Origin of the sequence: Thermosynechococcus sp. JY1331 (assembly GCF_031583475.1) — a bacterium.
GTDB lineage: Bacteria > Cyanobacteriota > Cyanobacteriia > Thermosynechococcales > Thermosynechococcaceae > Thermosynechococcus.
Genome location: NZ_CP134180.1, coordinates 2,156,426 through 2,174,671, shown reverse-complemented (window position 1 = coordinate 2,174,671; position 18,246 = coordinate 2,156,426). Strand labels below are relative to the sequence as shown.

Annotated in this window: 14 protein-coding genes; 8 read left to right on the top strand and 6 right to left on the bottom strand. The window is 54.6% G+C overall.

Annotated features, from left to right (window positions below; all coding sequences use genetic code 11):
* Positions 1-283: 283 nt before the first annotated feature.
* Together RHJ31_RS10790 and RHJ31_RS10785 are read left to right on the top strand one after the other, a co-directional pair.
* Positions 284-2,461 (top strand): CHASE2 domain-containing serine/threonine-protein kinase, encoded by a 2,178-nt coding sequence (locus tag RHJ31_RS10790; RefSeq protein ID WP_302676583.1) that lies wholly within the window; start codon positions 284-286, stop codon positions 2,459-2,461.
* Between the two features lie 8 nt (positions 2,462-2,469).
* Positions 2,470-2,718, top strand: coding sequence for a FeoA family protein (locus RHJ31_RS10785; RefSeq protein ID WP_310445869.1), 249 nt, complete (start codon positions 2,470-2,472; stop codon positions 2,716-2,718).
* Here RHJ31_RS10785 and RHJ31_RS10780 read toward each other — a convergent pair.
* From RHJ31_RS10780 to RHJ31_RS10760, 5 genes are all read right to left on the bottom strand, one after another.
* A complete protein-coding gene (locus tag RHJ31_RS10780) occupies positions 2,701-4,332 on the bottom strand; it encodes a CTP synthase (RefSeq protein WP_302676581.1) in 1,632 nt (543 codons plus the stop codon). The two genes, RHJ31_RS10785 and RHJ31_RS10780, sit on opposite strands and share 18 nt — an antisense overlap.
* A 79-nt stretch (positions 4,333-4,411) precedes the next feature.
* Positions 4,412-4,756, bottom strand: a complete 345-nt coding sequence (locus RHJ31_RS10775) for a helix-turn-helix transcriptional regulator (RefSeq protein ID WP_206201360.1) — start codon at positions 4,754-4,756, stop codon at positions 4,412-4,414.
* A gap of 117 nt (positions 4,757-4,873) precedes the next feature.
* Complete coding sequence (locus RHJ31_RS10770; protein WP_302676580.1) at positions 4,874-6,559, bottom strand: B12-binding domain-containing radical SAM protein; 1,686 nt, start codon at positions 6,557-6,559, stop codon at positions 4,874-4,876.
* Positions 6,560-6,628: 69 nt separating this feature from the next.
* Positions 6,629-7,414, bottom strand: coding sequence for a 3',5'-cyclic-AMP phosphodiesterase (gene cpdA / locus RHJ31_RS10765; protein WP_302676579.1), 786 nt, complete (start codon positions 7,412-7,414; stop codon positions 6,629-6,631).
* A 62-nt stretch (positions 7,415-7,476) separates the two neighbouring features.
* Positions 7,477-8,415 (bottom strand): DMT family transporter, encoded by a 939-nt coding sequence (locus tag RHJ31_RS10760; RefSeq protein ID WP_399375709.1) that lies wholly within the window; start codon positions 8,413-8,415, stop codon positions 7,477-7,479.
* Between the two features lie 245 nt (positions 8,416-8,660).
* Here RHJ31_RS10760 and RHJ31_RS10755 point away from each other — a divergent pair, with 245 nt between their 5' ends.
* Genes RHJ31_RS10755 through RHJ31_RS10740 form a run of 4 tightly spaced genes read left to right on the top strand, consistent with a single transcriptional unit; the run spans position 8,661 to position 13,631 of the window.
* A complete protein-coding gene (locus RHJ31_RS10755) occupies positions 8,661-10,571 on the top strand; it encodes a hypothetical protein (RefSeq protein WP_302676577.1) in 1,911 nt (636 codons plus the stop codon).
* A gap of 53 nt (positions 10,572-10,624) precedes the next feature.
* A complete protein-coding gene (locus tag RHJ31_RS10750; RefSeq protein WP_302676576.1) occupies positions 10,625-12,433 on the top strand; it encodes a proline--tRNA ligase in 1,809 nt (602 codons plus the stop codon).
* Positions 12,430-13,059: a methyltransferase domain-containing protein gene (locus RHJ31_RS10745; RefSeq protein WP_302676575.1), complete on the top strand. Its 630-nt coding sequence runs from the start codon at positions 12,430-12,432 to the stop codon at positions 13,057-13,059. The genes RHJ31_RS10750 and RHJ31_RS10745 overlap by 4 nt, the downstream gene beginning before the upstream one ends.
* Positions 13,056-13,631, top strand: coding sequence for a hypothetical protein (locus tag RHJ31_RS10740; RefSeq protein ID WP_302676574.1), 576 nt, complete (start codon positions 13,056-13,058; stop codon positions 13,629-13,631). The genes RHJ31_RS10745 and RHJ31_RS10740 overlap by 4 nt, the downstream gene beginning before the upstream one ends.
* Here the strand turns inward: RHJ31_RS10740 and murA are convergent.
* Entirely contained in the window at positions 13,587-14,906 is a 1,320-nt protein-coding gene (gene murA / locus RHJ31_RS10735; protein ID WP_302676573.1) for a UDP-N-acetylglucosamine 1-carboxyvinyltransferase, read from the bottom strand. The genes RHJ31_RS10740 and murA overlap by 45 nt on opposite strands.
* 129 nt (positions 14,907-15,035) lie before the next feature.
* On the opposite strand from murA, the gene RHJ31_RS10730 reads away from it, so the two are divergent.
* Positions 15,036-15,467 (top strand): hypothetical protein, encoded by a 432-nt coding sequence (locus RHJ31_RS10730; protein WP_302676572.1) that lies wholly within the window; start codon positions 15,036-15,038, stop codon positions 15,465-15,467.
* Positions 15,468-15,630: 163 nt separating this feature from the next.
* Positions 15,631-18,231 (top strand): glycogen/starch/alpha-glucan phosphorylase, encoded by a 2,601-nt coding sequence (locus tag RHJ31_RS10725; RefSeq protein ID WP_302676571.1) that lies wholly within the window; start codon positions 15,631-15,633, stop codon positions 18,229-18,231.
* The last annotated feature ends 15 nt before the right edge of the window (positions 18,232-18,246 follow it).

Below are 18,246 nucleotides of genomic sequence, written 5' to 3'. Positions count from 1 at the left end.
TGCCAATGATGCAAAATAGCACATCTGAAACCTATTGTAAGGGTTCAGTTTCCCCCGCGCGATCGCTGACTTTTGTTACATGTTGTTACATTATTGCGCTGGGGAGCGAGCGATCGCCATCTAGCACCAAGAGAACAGTGACCTCTATTTGCCGCTTCGGGTTAACCCCCTATCCCGTTGCTCATCCCCTAGCAGCAGCGGAAAGGGAAGATGGCGGTTCGCTAAAATCGGTCTAGCGATGCTCTCGGGGCGCCGCTGCACAATTGCGCGAGGAGTTGAAATCGTGCCCTACCCTTGGCCAAAATGGCTGCCGATGCCGGTTGTTGCCACCACACTGGGAGTAGCCGCTGTGGTGATCGGTGTGCGCCAACTGGGACTGCTTCAGCCGTCGGAACTGAGTCTGTATGACTTCTATGTGCGATCGCAACCCGCCCGTGACCCTGATTCGCGTATCCTGACGGTGCTGGTAACGGAGCAGGACATCCAAGCCCAAAAAACGTGGCCCCTGCCGGATGCTACCGTTGCCGATCTCCTCACCCGCCTCAATGCCGCTAGCCCGCGGGCCATTGGCTTGGATATTTTCCGCGATTTGCCCCACCCCCCCGCCCACGACGAGCTGCAAAACATGATTCGCATCAACCCGCGCATTATTCCAGTGTGCAAATCAACGGGGGAAACAGCGGAGCAACCCGAAGTGCCGCCACCACCCAGTATTCCCGCAGCACAGGTGCCAGAGCGAGTGGGCTTTGCCGATATCCCCCTCGATAATGATGGTGTCATTCGCCGCAATCTATTTGTGATCAGCAATCCTAAGGCGCAGCGGTGTACAACGCCCTTTTCCTTTGCCCTGATGCTGGCACTGCGTTACCTAGAACAAGACCCCGCTCAGACTATCAAACTCGATGACAAGGGTTTGACGCTCAATGATGTGCATTTTCCCCTCCTCAGCAGCGATGCCGGTGGCTATGTGGGGGTGGACGATCGCGGCATGCAAACCCTGCTGAAGTACCGCTCACGCACCGCAGTGGGGCCAACGGTTTCCCTAACGGATGTACTGACTGGACGAGTGAGCGAAGACCTGATTCGCGATCGCGTCGTTTTGATTGGGGTGTCTGCGCCGAGCATCAAGGATATTTTCCTCACCCCCTATAGCGGTAGTGATGCCGTGACGCAGCAAATGCCGGGGGTGGTTGTTCATGGCCAGATGGTGAGTCAATTCCTGAGTGCGGCCCTCGACGGCGAAAGTCCCATTTGGTATTGGCCGCTGCCGGTGGTGCTTGGCTGGATTCTGCTGTGGGCTGGGGTGGGCAGTGTCCTTGGCTGGTGGTTGCGGCAACCGCTGTGGTTGGGGGGCGCGGTAGTGGGGGGACTCATTGTCCTTTTTGGTGGCGGGTTTGGCATTTTTGTGATCGGGAGTGGCTGGATTCCCGTGGTGCCGCCGGCGATCGCCCTGGTGCTCAGCAGTGTCGGCATGGTTGGCTATGTGAGTTATCAAGCGCAGCAGGAGCAAAAATCTTTCCAAGAAAAAGTACAGGAACAGGAAAAAGCCTTGGCGCTGTTGCGATCGCTGATGGCCGAGGATACGGCAGCCCTCAATGCAGCCCTGCGAGAACCCACAGAAATTACCGGCAAACCCCGTTCTCTCCTCAGTGGTCGCTACAAAATCCAAAAAGTCTTGGGGTCAGGGGGCTTTGGCCGCACCTATTTGGCTCAGGATACCCAGCGACCGGGGAACCCCCTCTGTGTGGTCAAGCATTTGCGACCGGGACGCACCGATGAGCGCTTTATGCAGGTGGCGCGACGGCTCTTTCATACCGAAGCAGAAATCCTTGAAAAGTTAGGACGCCACGATCAAATTCCCCTCTTGCTGGCCTATGTTGAGGAAAATCAGGAATTCTATCTAGTGCAGGAGTTTATTGATGGTGCTTCCCTAAGTGAGGAGCTGAAACGCAAACACACGGAAGCCGAAGCCACCCAACTCCTACGGGAAATCTTGGAAGTGCTGAGTTTTGTCCACAGTCACTATGTGATTCACCGCGATATTAAGCCCGACAATATTATTCGCCGTGCCAGCGATCGCAAGCTGGTGCTGATTGACTTTGGAGCGGTGAAACAAATTCAACCCCAAGAAGTGAAGCAAACCCAAGGGAGCACCGTGATTATTGGCACAATGGGCTACGCCCCCCCCGAACAACTCTCTGGACAGCCCACCCTCAGCAGCGATATTTACGCTGTGGGTATGATTGTGCTGCAGGCTTTAACGGGCATTAAACCCCGCGACCTTCCCCGAGACCCCCGCACGGGTGAAGTGGATTGGCAACAGTGCGTTACAGTCAGTGAGCGGCTAGCGGCAGTGCTAAATAAAATGGTGAAGTTTAACTTTAGCGATCGCTATCCCTCCGCCAAGGAAGCCCTTCAGGACGTGCGGCGCTTGGGAACCCCTGCTGCATCTGTTTCATGAGGCGGCCTGTGTTGCTGTCTGAACTGTCCCTTGGGACGCCGGCACGCATCACTGCCATTGAGGGAACCCCCGCTTGGCAACGCCGCCTTGCAGCCGTGGGATTGACGGTCGGCCAAACCGTCACCCTGTTGCGTCGTGCCCCCTTCAGTCAAACCTTGGCCGTACGGGTGGGTGCCCTGACCGATGTGGCCATACGGGCAACAGATGCTAGCACTATCCTTGTGGAACCGCTGCGAAATCTAGAGGCTTGGGACTAACTGGGCATCCTCACGGTTAGAATCCTTGGCTGCTGCTGCCAGCAAACCGTAAAAGAGAGGATGAGGCGCATTGGGACGGGAACGAAACTCGGGGTGAAACTGCACCGCAATAAAGAAGGGGTGAGCCGGATACTCGATAATTTCTACTAAGCGGCCATCAGGCGAGGTGCCCGTAATTTGATAGCCCGTTTCCAAAAAAAGGCTGCGATAGGCATTATTAAACTCGTAGCGATGGCGGTGCCGCTCGTAGATGACCGTCTCCCCATAGAGCTTTTCGGCAAGGGAATTGGGGGCTAGGCGGCAGGCATACAAGCCCAAGCGCATCGTTCCCCCCAAATCTACAATGTCCTGCTGTTCGGGCAACAGGTGAATCACGGGATGGGGGGTATTGGCATCAAACTCAGCACTGTTGGCATTTTCTAAGCCCGCAATATGGCGTGCCCACTCAATGACGGCACACTGCATCCCCAAGCACAGCCCTAAAAAGGGAATCCCCTGCTCACGGGCGTACTGAATAGCCGCAATTTTCCCTTCGACCCCGCGGATGCCAAAGCCCCCCGGCACAACGATGGCCGCCACATTGCTGAGGGCATTTTCCACCCCGTTTTCAACCACTTCCTCGGAGTTGACCCAGCGGATACGCAGTTCCTGATCAAGGGCGATCGCCGAGTGCCGCAGGGCTTCCACCACCGAAAGATAGGCATCACTGAGGCGGACATATTTGCCCACAATCGCCACCTCTAAGGGGGTATGGGAACGGTAGAGCCGCTCCACCAGAGCCTGCCACTGACTGAGATCCGGTTGCCGTTGCTCCAAGTTCAAAAGACTCAAAACTTGGGTGGCTAACCCTTCGCGCTCAAGCAGCAGGGGCACTTCATAAATACTTTTGGCATCCGGCGAGGGAATGACACATTCCACAGGAACATCACAAAATTGGGAGAGCTTTTCTTTAATGCCGGGGACAAGGGGGCGATCGCAACGACAGATCAGAATATCCGGCTGAATCCCAATGGAGCGCAATTCCTTCACCGAGTGCTGGGTGGGTTTGGTTTTCATTTCCCCTGCCGAGGGAATCCAAGGCACCAAGGTTACATGCATAAACAGCACATGGTGCCGCCCCACCTCCGTGCGAAACTGACGGATGGCCTCTAGAAAGGGCAGCGACTCAATATCGCCAACGGTTCCCCCAATTTCAATGATCACCACATCGGGGTTTTTGTCCTTCGCCACCCGCAGAATGCGTTCTTTAATCTCATTCGTAATGTGGGGGATGACCTGCACTGTTCCCCCCATATAGTCGCCGCGTCGCTCTTTGTTAATCACCGCTTGGTAAATGGATCCCGTCGTGACGCTATTGAGGCGGGACATGGGGGTATCCGTAAAGCGCTCGTAGTGCCCCAAGTCCAAATCCGTTTCGGCACCATCGTCGGTGACAAACACTTCCCCGTGCTGGAAGGGACTCATCGTGCCTGGATCCACATTGATGTAGGGATCAAGCTTGAGAATTGACACGGAATACTGCCGCGATTTCAAGAGGCGGCCCAGACTGGCGGCAACAATTCCCTTACCAATGCTGGAGACAACACCGCCGGTCACAAAAACATATTTCGTCATTGCTAAATGCTAGTGGTGAGCCGCAAAGGGCATACTCGTAACACGTACGCCACTATTCTCGCATATTGGGGCATGGCGCCTAGGAGAAATTGTGCACCAATTCCTTGACCATTTGGGATTGCTCTTCAATCCGCTGCTTCAGCCGCTGACACACCAGATCACACAGCGGAAAGATCGTCGGGTCAGCAATTTCGTAATAGACGGTAACCCCTTGGGGCTGGCGCCGCACCAGACCTGCCTGAGCAAGGGTTTTCAAGTGCTTTGAGACATTGGCCTGCCCCAAGCCCGTTTCCTGAATAATCTCCGAGACATTGCGTCGTCCCTGTTTCAGGGCACAGAGCACTTGCAGCCGACTCGGTTCCGCCAGCACTTTGAAATAGTCGGCAACGTGGACGAGTAACTCAGGGGAAGGGAGATCAACCATAGGGGATATCGCACACTAGAGACACAGATCAAGATAACTTAGCTTAATGATTCTATTATATGACTGTACAGTAAATAAAGCAGCCCACCCTAGGGATGGGGAATGCTGCGAGGAGCGTTAGCGCAGCTTCACTGGCAACTTGATGGCCGATTTGGGTGAGGTGGCCGTTGTGTTTTTTTGCCGTAGCCGTTGGGCATAGAAGGACGCCGCCTCATCCCCACGGGCACATTCTTGGGCAAAGTTAATCAGATGATGCCCCACCACACCCACGTGGATCACTTGTTCAATTTGGCCTTTTTTCAGGGCCGGCCCTGCCAGTTTCCAGAAGGTCTTGCGGTAGCTGCCCCAAAGCCCCACGTGCCAGAGGAGATTTTTCATGATCCGCAGTCCCCGCAGGATATTTTCGCGGCTGAGGCGAGCTGGGCTATTCGGCACTGCAATGCGGTTGGGATAGGTGTGTTCCATTTGATAGGCAAACCGCTCGTAGAGAAATTCGGGTTCATAGGCCGTTGTGATGGTGCGGCGCCACATTTCCACCACCTCTTCGTAGGGCATGAGGAACTCAACATTGGACTCGCGGTTTTCATCATGGTTGAGGCGACCTTCTGCTTCCAGCCGGCGCCAGAGAGGCGTACGCGGTAGAGCGTGTAGCAGGTTAATTGTCAGAGTGGGAATGTGGGAGGCGCGAATAAACTCAAGGATGCGATCGCCCGTTTGGGGTGTATCGGTATCAAAGCCAATAATGATCCCAGAAACCACTTCCATGCCGTAACGATTGAGGGTTTGCACCGCCTGCAAAATCGGCATACTTAGATTTTGATCCTTGTGGATGGCGTGGAGCGCTTCAGGTTCCGGGGTTTCAATGCCACAGAAAATGGTACAGAAATAGGCCTCCCGCATCATTTCTAGGAGTTTTGGGCTTTGGGCAATGTTCAGGGTCGCTTCGCAGGCAAATTGCAGCGGGTAGCCATTGGCCCTTTGCCAGTCAATGAGGTGCGGCAGTAATTCGGTCACCGCGCGGCGATTGCCAATAAAGTTATCGTCAACGAAATAGACCGCCCCCGGATTCCCAGAAGCCAGCATTGTATCCAGTTCCTTGAGGATTTGCTGCGGCGTTTTCAGGCGCGGATTGCGGCCATAGAGTTCGGGAATATCACAAAACTCACAGCGAAAGGGACAGCCACTAGAAAACTGCACACTGCCGAGAAAGTAATTTTCCATGCGCACGTGCTGGTAGGCAGGCACAGGAAATTCACTCAAGGGTAACCGTGCCGTGGTTTCAAAGATCAGTTGTTGGGGCGGGCGCTGGCTGCCGTACTCGTCAAAGTAAGCAATCATTTTATCGGTGGCATCCCCCAGTTCCCCTAGGTGGAGAATATCCACATCGGGATAGTATTCCGGACAACTGGAGACCGAAGGCCCGCCGAGGGCAGTGAGTTTACCGTGACGATGGGCAATGTCGTTGATTTCTAAAATTTGTGGCCGCTGAATGTGCATGCCGCTAGTAATGACAATATCAGCCCAAGCATAGTCAGCATCGGTTGCTGGCCGTACATTTTCATCAATCAGGCGCACTTCCCAAGATTCTGGAAGATAGGCGGCCACCAACAAAATCCCTTGGGGTGGCATAAAGGCGCGCACCGTGCCCATGAGGGGGTAGGCGTGGTGAAAGGTGCCAAAGGAGCGGCTATAGCGGGGGAAAATGCAGAGAATACGGCGATGATTGCGGGGGGTATAGGGGATTCGACCACTGGTCATCTCGGGAACCGGTTTAATCTCATCGGTGCTCCGACTGAGGTTCATAGCCCACCACTCCTACCTACACGCACTTTTCAATAGGTATAGCCTACAAATGTGGCTATCGCCTAGGTTTTAGTACCCTTTGGCACTAAAGTCCAATGTGAGGGGAATCTCGACCCGCTCAATGTGGGTTCTAAAGGTGCCATCGGGGTATAACGACAGATGACGAAAACCGGGACCAATGGGTTCAAGGGAAAATTCAGGGGCGCGAGGCAAAAACTGGATACAGGTGGAGGGGCAGCCGAGATACATTACCCCTTGCCGCTCGGTGACAAATTCCTGATGAATATGGCCAAAGAGGACAAGCTTCACCTGCGGATGGCGATCCAACACAGCAAAAAGGTGCTCAGGGTTTTGTAGGCGGCTACTATCAAGCCATGGGGCACCGGTCTCAAAGGGGGGATGGTGCAGGGCAATGAATGTGGGGCGATCGCCCGCGCGACTCAAGGTTGCCTCTAGCCAGCTTAAGGTTTCAGGACGCAATTCACCATGGACTTTGCCATCCGCTTGGGAACTGAGGAGCAGGCCTTGCCAAGTCCCAAGATTGATCTGGCGATCGCCCCTCAGCGGCGGACGTTCCAGCGCCGGCAGCATTACCCTTGGTTCATCATGGTTACCGGGAATCCAATATACGGGACAGGTAAAGTCCCTGAAAGCAGTGGCCAACCGGTCGTAGGTGGTGGCAACGGGTTCCTGTGCCAAGTCTCCCGTCAACAGCAGGGCAGCAGGGGCATGACGGTGAATTACCCCTAAAACAGCAGCTAGGGATTGACCCGTGGGCAGGCCAAGGAGTCTGCCTTCATCTGTGGCAAATAGATGCAGATCTGATAACTGGATCAGGTGAAAGGGATCATTCATAGACTTGCTGGGGTGTGGGGACGCTGGGCAGGAAACTGACCTATTTGACTGAGGTTAATCGACTACTTTTGATCGACTACTTTAACGCTGACCGAAGTTGCCGATTCCCGCAAGCGGGCGGGTAAGGGGAGTTGTTGCCACCACCGCCCAAGCACTTGGCGCTGATTGATGATGTAAATGCTCATGAGCGTTAGCCCCACCCCCACCAACTGAACCTGACTCAGGGTTTCCCCTAAGAACCAATGCCCAAAGGTGAGGGCAAATACTGGGGTGAGAAAGGTCAGGGCACTGAGACTAGTCAGATTCCCCTTGGCAGCGAAATAGAAAAAGACACCGTAGGACAGGGCACTACCGAAGAGGGTGGCATAGCCCAAATTAAAGACATCCGGCCACTGTAGAGCCGCCCAAGGTGCTGGGGTATTCAGGCTCGGCAAGAGCAAGAGGGGCAACCCGCCCAAGACCATGTGCCAGCCGGTAGCCACAACGGGATCCGCATAGCGTGCCAAGGGACGCATGAGAATGGTTCCCACGGCCATTGAGAGAGCAGCCAACAGCATCCACAGTTCACCTCGCTGCCACCACTGTCCCCAAGGAATACCTTGCCATGCGCTGGGTTGATGGAGCAACGTCAAGAGATCATCGCCTAGACCAATACCACTAATGCCCACTAAGCCAAGAAATAACCCCAGCCAGCCCCAGCCGCCAACGCGCTCTTGATATAGCCAGCGGGACAGCAATGCCACCGCAAGGGGTTGGGAGTCAATCATGACAGAACCCAGCCCGGCTCCCGTTTTTGCTAAGCCAGTGGCCAGAAACCCCTGAAATAAAAAGCCATCCACAAAGGCAAAAAGACTAATCCATCCCCACGCCCGTAAGCTATTGGGTTGGGGCTTACCGAGGGCGATCGCCACCGCTAAAACCAACAGGCCTGCGGGCACAAGGCGCACACCGGCAACCCACAGCGGCGAGGTATGGGGCATCACCTCTTTCATGGCCACCATGGCAGTTCCCCAAAAGAAAAAGGGGGAAATTAAAATCAAGCGTTGCCAGAGTGCGGTCACAGGCGTTGCAAAATCAGGAGAAATGTTAAGGATTATTGCGATTCGTATCCTTAAATTATAATCCTGCCGTGGGAAACGGCAACTTCAGGAGGGAATTGCCAAGTTGATTTGCTATAACAAGTTCTAACGACCTCCCTAGCATCCTAGGGAAATTGCAGGCAGTGGGTGAGGAGCCGCAGCAGGAAATGAAAGCACTAGAGGTTTGGCAACGGTGGTTCCGGCGGGTTCCTAAGTCAGCGGAGCTAGCGATCGCCCCTGCGGTAACAACAGCTGTTGAATCTATTCCCTCCTGCTGGCAAACCTACCGCCAACGACTCATGGCATATGAGGGGTGGCCTTGGCTCATCCCCTTTTTAATCTCCGGCGTAACCCTGATGACCGCCAGTGCTTGGCTATTGGTTTTACCCCCCTTGCCCGATTGTCGTCACTCCGGCCTCGTCATGAGCGATGGCGATCGCCTCTACTGTGCCGATCAAGCCGCCCTCCACGGCAACTTACCCTCTCTGGCTCAAGCCATTGAAACCGTCAGTCAGTGGCCCGAAGATCACCCCCTTTTTCCCCAAGCAAAGCGGCGTGTGGATGAATGGTCAGCCGCCCTACTCGTGATTGCTCGCCAACAGTTGAGCCAAGGCAATATTGATCTGGCAACGCTGCTCCTGAAAAAAATCCCCACCACCGCAGCGAGCTACTCCCAAGCTCAAGAGCTACTGACCGCAACGAATGTGGGAGAAGGGGGAAACTTGTTGGCCACGGCAGAGGCGGCGCTGCGCCAGCAGGACTGGGGGTTGGCATTACTGCAAGTGAAACTGATGAACCAGTTGGGCACCGACTACTGGCGCGAACAGGCACAAAAGCTCTCGGTGCGTATCTCCCAAGAACAGGATGCGTGGGTGCAATTGGTGCAGGCACGGGATTTGGCGGCTTGGTTAACAGCCAATGAACTGGCCGAGGCGGTCATGCTGGCTCTGCAAATTCCCCCCGAGGCGGTTGTTTATTCCCAAGCCCAAGCGGATATTCGCCGTTGGATTCCTGAAGTGCTTGTGTACGCTGAAGAACGCTTAACGGCAGGTGATCGCGAGGGTGCCCTAGCACTGATTGAAAAAATTGCCCCCGCTCTCGATGTGTCCTACCACGATCGCCCGATTGTCATCTTGGGGCAGGCCAAAGCCCTTGCGGCCAAGGGAACGGTTTTGGGCTACTGGGAAGCGATCGCCCGCGTGCAGCAGATTCCCACCACGGATCCCTTCTATGAATCGGCTCAGGCCTACCTCAAAACATGGCAGCAGCAGTTGCGCAACCAGCAGCATCTTCAGTGGGCATCGTGGCTCGCCAATTCTCATCTGCGCTGGGGGTATGCCTTGGCCATTGCTCAAGCTCGGCAGGTGCCCCTTGGTCAGCCGGAACGGGTTCAAGCCCAAGGTTTGATTGCCCTTTGGCAGCGGGATCTGCGTACGATTGATGAGCAGCCCTTGCTCCATGCGGCGATCGCCCTCGCAGAACAGAAACAGTATCAGGCCGCCCTAGGGGTTCTGCAATACTTCCCCAGCAATGCTGTGCTTGCTTCTGTAGTGGCCAACTACCGCAACGAGTGGCAGGAAAAACTGGAAGAAATTGAGGATCGTCCGATTCTGGATCGAGCGATTCGCTTGGCACGGGAAGGCAAACTAGAGGAAGCCATTCAAACCGCTGAGCAAATTGGTCGCGATCGCGCCCTCTACCGTGAAGCTCTCAATCGCATCTGGCAGTGGGACTATGAACTCAGTGTGCGCCAACGGCAACAGGCAGCACCCACGCCCGCTTGGTGGGAAAGCCCCCCCAGTACTCCTGAAAGGACTTCTGAACCAGTCACCGAACCAGAATCAGCTCCGCCAGCAACACCAAGGACTTCTGAACCAGTCACCGAACCAACATCAGCTCCGCCAGCAACACCCACGCCAGAGGCTGCTACCCCTGCACCCACCCCTGAGGCATCTCCCACCCCTGAAACCACGGTTACCCCTGCCAGACCTGCACCGACACCTGAAGCCACTGCTGCCCCGACGCCGACACCTGTTCAACCGCCAGCAGCGGATCCCGAACCAATGGCTACCCCCTAGCGATCGCTGGTCATCGTAAAATAGAGGCTCTGTGCAGTATCGGTAGCCCAGCTATGCGTCTCTCGCAAATGCTTTTTGTCACGCTTCGCGATGATCCAGCGGAAGCAGAAATTCCCAGCCACAAATTATTGCTGCGGGCGGGATATATTCGGCGGATTGCCAGTGGCATCTATAGCTATCTGCCCTTGATGTGGCGAGTGCTGCAAAAAGTGAGCGCCATTGTCCGTGAGGAAATGAACCGCAGTGGTGCTTTGGAATGTTTGCTGCCGCAATTGCAACCCGCTGAACTGTGGCAAGAGTCGGGACGCTGGGACACCTATACCAAGGCCGAAGGGATCATGTTTTCCCTCACCGATCGCGCTGAGCGGCAGTTGGGACTAGGGCCGACCCATGAAGAGGTCATCACCACCCTCGCTAAGGACTTGATTCGCTCCTATCGTCAGTTGCCCGTTCACCTGTACCAAATTCAAACAAAGTTCCGCGATGAGATTCGCCCGCGATTTGGTCTGATGCGGGGACGAGAATTCATTATGAAGGACGGCTACTCCTTCCATGCCGATGTGGCCAGCCTCAAGGAAACCTATCAGGTGATGTACGACACCTATAGCCGTATTCTTCAGCGCTGTGGCCTGACGTTTCGAGCCGTGGAGGCGGATTCGGGTGCCATTGGCGGATCGGGATCCCATGAGTTTATGGTGCTGGCTGCCGCTGGCGAAGATGAAGTGCTCTATACGGCTGACGGCCAATATGCCGCCAATGTGGAAAAGGCCGTTTCGCTGCCCCCTGACGCGGTGCCCACAACCTACAAAAAGGTGGCGACACTAGATACCCCCAATACAGCAACCATTGATGCCCTTGTTGAGCACTTGCAGTGCCATCCGACGCAAATTGTCAAAAATGTCCTCTATCGAACGGTTTTCGATAATGGGCGGGTGGGTCTGGTGTTGGTGAGTATTCGCGGCGATCAAGAGGTGAATAGCGTCAAGCTGCACAACACCCTCACTTCCCTTGCGCCCAACTACGGGGCAACGAAATTGCTAGATCTGCGGGTGGCGGATGCCAATACCGCCCAAGAGTGGGCAGCCACCCCCATTCCCTTTGGTTACATTGGCCCTGACATAGAGGACGGCGTTATTAAAGCCGATCCCCAGATCATTCCCCACTGGATTCGCATTGCCGATCACACCGTAACGGAGTTAAAGCGGTTTATTACAGGAGCCAATCGCGATCAACAGCACCGTGTCGGTGTCAATTGGGGCAAATCCTGTCCATTACCGGCCATTGTCGCCGATGTTCGCAAAGCCCAAGCCGGCGATCGCGCCTGCCACGATCCAACACAGCACCTAGAGACCGCCCGTGGCATTGAAATTGGCCATATTTTCCAGTTGGGGACAAAGTACTCTGAGGCAATGAAGGCCACCTACACCAATGAACAAGGGGAAGAGGTGCCGCTGGTGATGGGCTGCTATGGCATTGGGGTTTCCCGCTTGGCTCAGGCGGCGGTGGAGCAGCACCACGATCAACATGGCATTATTTGGCCGCTGGCAATCGCCCCCTATCAAGTGATCATTGTCGTTCCCAACATCGAGGATGGGCAGCAAATGCAGGTGGCCACTGACCTCTACGATCAGCTTCAGGCGGCAGGAATTGAGGTGCTCCTCGACGATCGCGATGAGCGGGCAGGGGTGAAATTCAAAGATGCGGATCTCATTGGCATTCCCTATCGCCTAGTGACGGGGCGGGCGATCGCCAAGGGGGAAGTGGAACTCGTGATCCGCGCAAGCGGTGCCAAATCCACCCTCCCTATCAGCGAAGTTGTTCGTTATCTTCAAAAGGAGATTGCTCAGCAGCTAGGTCGATGATTCTCAATCCCTACCAGCGCACGAAACTGGATAGCCGCAGCGATGATCTCTTTTACGCGGCACCGCGCTTTGTTACCCACGTGGATGATTTCTTTCTTGCCCGCCTCACGGATCTCTACCGCCAATACTTAAAGCCACAAATGCGGGTTTTGGACTTAATGAGTAGTTGGGTATCCCATCTACCACCAGAGCTATCCTTTGCGGAAGTGGTGGGCCATGGGATGAATGCGGCGGAGCTAGCCCGCAACCCCCGCTTGGATCGTTATTTCGTTCAGAATCTTAATGAAGAGTTGGCCTTGCCCCTAGAGGATGCTAGTTTTGATGCCGTCTTGATGGCGGTGTCGGTGCAGTACCTCCAGTATCCTGAGGCCACTTTTACAGAAATTGCCCGTATCCTCAACCCCCAAGGGGTGGTCATTGTCAGCTTCTCGAATCGCATGTTTTTTGAGAAGGCGATTCAGGCGTGGCGCGAGGGTACCGAGGGCGATCGCGTGCGCTTGGTGCAAACCTACATTGATAGCATTCCCTCCCTCAAGGTGGTAGAAACCCAGCTGCCCCGTCGCTGGCCTTGGCTGGGATTCACCGATCCCTTCTATGCTGTCGTGGGTCAAAAGCAGTCGGCGTGATGGTCAGAGGAGGCATCTATGAGCAGTTTCGCGGTGCCCTCCTTGGACTTCTGTGGGGCATCGCTAAAGAGGATATCTATCTAGCCCAGACACTACCCCACCAATGGTTAACCCCCAACCAAGGGGAGTGGCCCGTTCAGCTGCCGCAGTTGTTGGCATCATGGGATCAACCTTTGATCTCAGTCCCCGCGGCGTTGCAGGAGATTCAGACCCTACTCCATGAATACCTCGCGGCGGCTTGGGCACCTGAGCCTTTGGCCGTACCTCTAGAGAGAGGAGAGGTGATCCGCTATGCCTTGGCGATCGCCCCGTGGGACTTAGAATTAGCCCATGAAATTGTTATCAAGCAGCAACCCAGTGCTGGTCTTCTCTTAAGCTGTCTTTTTGGTGCCTATTGGGGGGCATTGGCCTTGCCCCTTAGCGCATGGGAACATTGGACGCCCACCGTAGCTGCAGTACTGGCGAATGTGATGGCGCAATGGACAGGGGGGATAGGAACCGAGATGGCAGTTGCCCCCAAGTCTAGCCTAAAAAACTGGAGAAGGGGCTGCATTCGGAATATAGCGCTCTAGCTGTGCGCCCAAACCCCGCAGCTTGGCTTCAAGTTGCCAGTAGCCCCGATCTAAGTGCTGCAAGCCATAGACGTGGGTTTCGCCGTGGGCAGCCAGTCCAGCAACAACTAAAGCCGCTGTGGCACGTAAATCTGTACCTGTTACCGGTGCACCGGAAAGATGGGGCACCCCTCGGATGGCGGCGTGATTTCCCTTGACGCGAATATCGGCACCCATGCGATTCAGTTCAGCCACATGGCCAAAGCGATTTTCAAACACCGTTTCGCTGACTAAACTATTCCCCTCACTGATGGCCAGCAATGTCATCATCAAGGCCTGCATATCCGTAGGAAAACCGGGGTAGGGGAGCGTTTCAATGTCGGTGGCACGGTAGTGCAGAGCAGGGGTAAAGCGGACACGGGTGGGATCGGGAAATTCAATCCTCGCTCCCATTTCTTCCAGTTTGGCAACCACAGGTGTCAGGTGACTGGGAATGACCGGTGCCAATGTAATGGCAGAGCGGGTGACGGCAGCCGCCAAGAGAAATGTTCCCGCTTCAATGCGATCAGGGATAATTTCGTATTCAGTGCCGTGGAGGCGATCGACCCCGACAATGGTGATCGAATTGGTGCCTGCCCCATAGATTTTTGCCCCCATGGCGATACAGAAGTTGGCCAAATCCACCACTTCCGGTTCTTGAGCGGCATTTTCAATCGTGGTTTCCCCCTCGGCAAGGGTGGCGGCCATCATCAGGGTTTCCGTTGCACCAACGCTGGGATAGTCCAAATAGATGCGGGTTCCCTTCAGTTTGGGGGCACTGGCGGTAACAACACCGTGGTCAATCGTGACTTCGGCTCCCATCGCTTGCAGACCGCGCACATGCAGTTCCACCGGACGAGCGCCAATAGCGCAGCCGCCAGGCAAGGGAACACGAGCAATCCCCAACCGTGCCACCAATGGACCAATGGCAAAGAAACTCGCCCGCAGTTGGCTGACCAAACTATAGGGGGGATCATTGGTATTTAATTCCGTGGCATCAATGGCGATCGCTTCACTACCGAGGCGGTGTACCTTGACCCCCAATGCCTGTAAAATTTCCCCAAGGCGACGAATATCCGCTAAGTCAGGCACTGCACGAAGAATGGTTGTATCCGCTGCTAAGAGTGCCGCCGCCATCAAGACTAATGCTGAATTCTTGGCTCCGCTAATCCTCACCTCCCCCGATAACCGATAGCCCCCCTGAATCTTGAGGTGTGCCTGCTCTGTGGTCAGCGGCGTTGCGGTCGAGGTTAGCATATTTCACTCTCACAGCCAAAAGAATTCCAAGCGATTATATCCTATCAGTGCGAATTTTATGCAAAGATCAGTATTAACAAAAGAGGGACAAATGCACGCCTGTTGTTTTGCAAATAATTTAAGGATTGGATGGAACACCAAAACCTCAGCGATTTACTGCGGCAAGAGGCAGCCAAACAAAGTCAAGCGCCCAGCAAGCGGAGTCGACACCAGCCCACCAAGGCAGAACTAGAGCAAGAACTGGCCACCCTCAAAGCAGCGTTAGCAGCGGCAGAAGCTGAGAAAACCGCTCACAGCACCCAGATAGAGCAACTGCAACAGGAAGTGCAAACGTGGCGCGATCGCGCCCAAGCCCTCGAAACTGAGCTTCAGAACCTCCAAACCCGCCATCAGACCCTAGAAGCCGAATTTGAAGAGGCCAAAGAAGTCATTCGCCAACTCACGGCGCCTCAGCCCTACCGCTTTGAGGATGTGGGATTTAAACCCCTTGTTAATGAAGTTCCCATCCCCAATCCCAATGCCTCTCCCCTTGGGGATGCGGAAATTGGTTGGTTTGATTAGGGATTGCCCAAGGGATTGGCAGACTCTTTGAGAAGATTAAAAAAATGTAAAGGCAGATAAATCAATTATTAAAATTCCCGCAGCGGTAGTCTAATGTACATTTCACAAATCTGTATTAGCCTTAAGTTAAGTGATTGCCGATTCCTTCAGAGCTACAGGTTGCATGAATAATTCCGCCACGCCCAACGGTCATCCTGTTCATTCAGTTTCCCACACCAACCCTACTGCCAACGACGAACACTGCGATTTGTATATCGAGAGCGATCGCACAGGGATGACCGTGCAAACCCTGAAGCGCGCCTTTGTTGATAACCTGCACTACATCCAGGGCAAGGATGCCATGTTTGCCACGCCCTACGATTACTTCATGGCACTGGCCTACACGGTGCGCGATCGCCTGCTGCATCGACGGATTAAAACCGCCCAAACCTATTTTGAGCAGGATGCGAAGGTGGTCTATTACCTGTCGGCAGAGTTTCTCATTGGTCGCTTGCTCCTGAATAACCTGATTAATGTCGGCCTCTATGAGCAAACCAAACAGGCCATGACCGACTTTGGCTTAGATCTCAATGAACTCATGGATCGCGAACCTGAACCAGGCTTAGGAAATGGCGGCCTAGGACGGTTGGCGGCTTGTTTCCTCGACTCCTTAGCCACCCTCGAAATTCCCGCTGTTGGCTACGGCATTCGCTACGAGTATGGGATTTTCGAGCAAATCATCACCAATGGCTGGCAGCACGAAGTCCCCGACAACTGGCTGCGCTTTGGCAACCCTTGGGAGATTGCCCGGCCCGACTACAATGTCGAAGTTAAGTTTGGCGGCCACACCGAAGCCTACACCGATGTTCAAGGGCACTACCGCGTGCGCTGGATTCCCAGTACCACCGTCTTGGGCACCCCCTACGATACACCAATTCCAGGCTATGGCAAAAATACGGTGAATACGCTCCGTCTGTGGAGTGCCCGCGCTGCTCAGGATTTTAATTTACAGGTCTTCAACGCCGGCGACTACACCCAAGCGGTCTCGGAAAAAACCTTTAGTGAGAATATCTCGAAGGTTCTTTACCCCAACGACAACACTCCCCAAGGCAAGGAGCTGCGCCTGCGGCAACAGTATTTCTTTGTCTCCTGTTCGTTGCAGGACATTATTCGCCTTTACCTGCGGCGGCACACCAGCTTTGATGCCTTCCCCGACAAAGTAGCCATTCAGCTTAACGATACCCACCCTGCCATTGGTGTGGCTGAACTGATGCGATTGCTGGTGGATGAGTACCAACTCCCGTGGGAAAAAGCGTGGGACATTACCCAGCGCACTTTTGCTTACACCAACCATACCCTGCTGGCGGAAGCCCTTGAACGCTGGTCGGTGGAACTTTTTGCGCAACTACTGCCGCGCCACCTTGAAATTATTTACGAGATTAACTACCGCTTTCTCAACGAGATTCGCCAACGCTACCCCGGTAACATTGCCCGGTTGGCACGGATGTCCCTCATTGAGGAAGGTCATCCCAAGCAAGTGCGTATGGCGCATTTGGCCTGTGTTGGCAGCCATACGGTCAACGGGGTCGCCGAACTGCACACGGAACTGATCAAGCAGGAACTGATGCGGGACTTCTACGAAATGTACCCCAACAAGTTCCAGAACAAAACCAATGGCATTACCCCCCGCCGTTGGCTATTGATGAGTAATCCCCGCTTGGCCAGCCTGATTACGGAAACGCTGAAAAGCGATCGCTGGATTACCCACCTTGAAGACCTGCGCGGCCTAGAACCCTACGCCACGGATCCCGCCTTTCAGGCCAAGTGGCAGCAAATCAAGCAAGCCAACAAAGAACGCTTAGCGGAGTACATTTGGCGCCACAACCAGATTGAGGTGGATCCCTATTCCCTGTTTGACATTCAAGTGAAGCGGATCCATGAGTACAAGCGGCAGCACTTGGCGGTGCTCCACATTATTACCCTCTACGAACAAATCAAGGCCAACCCCAACATTGACATTCAGCCGCGCACATTTATTTTTGGCGGCAAGGCAGCCCCCGGCTACTTCATGGCCAAGATGATCATCAAGCTGATCAATGCGGTGGGGGATATGGTCAACCATGATCGGGATGTCAATGGCCGTCTGCGGGTCGTGTTCCTCAGTAACTATTCCGTTTCCCTTGGGGAAATGACCTATCCTGCGGCTGATCTTTCAGAGCAGATCTCCACCGCTGGTAAGGAGGCCTCCGGCACCGGCAACATGAAATTTGCCCTCAATGGCGCCTTGACGATTGGTACTCTGGATGGGGCAAATGTGGAAATTCGCCAAGAGGTGGGGGCAGAGAACTTCTTCCTCTTTGGTCTGACGGCGCAAGAGGTAATGAGCCTGAAAGCTGAGGGCTACAATCCCTGCGAGTACTACAACAGCAACCCAATGCTCAAGAAAGTGATTGACAGCCTGATTTCCGACTACTTCAATCCACGTGAGCCGGGGCTATTTGAACCGATTGTCAGTTCCCTGCTCAACGAAGATCCCTATATGCTGTTGGCGGACTACCAATCCTATGTGGACTGTCAGCAACGGGTTGCCCAAGCCTTCCGCGAGAAGAGCCACTGGACACAGATGTCTATTCTCAATGTGGCGCGCATGGGCAAATTCTCTAGCGATCGCACGATTGCCGAGTACTGCAAAGACATCTGGCACGTCAAACCCGTCCCCGTTTCCCTAGATACCTGTCGGCCCGCTTTTCGCCCCAGCCGCATCAGTCAAGCCAGTAGTCTTTAGGTGACTGCCCCTTTT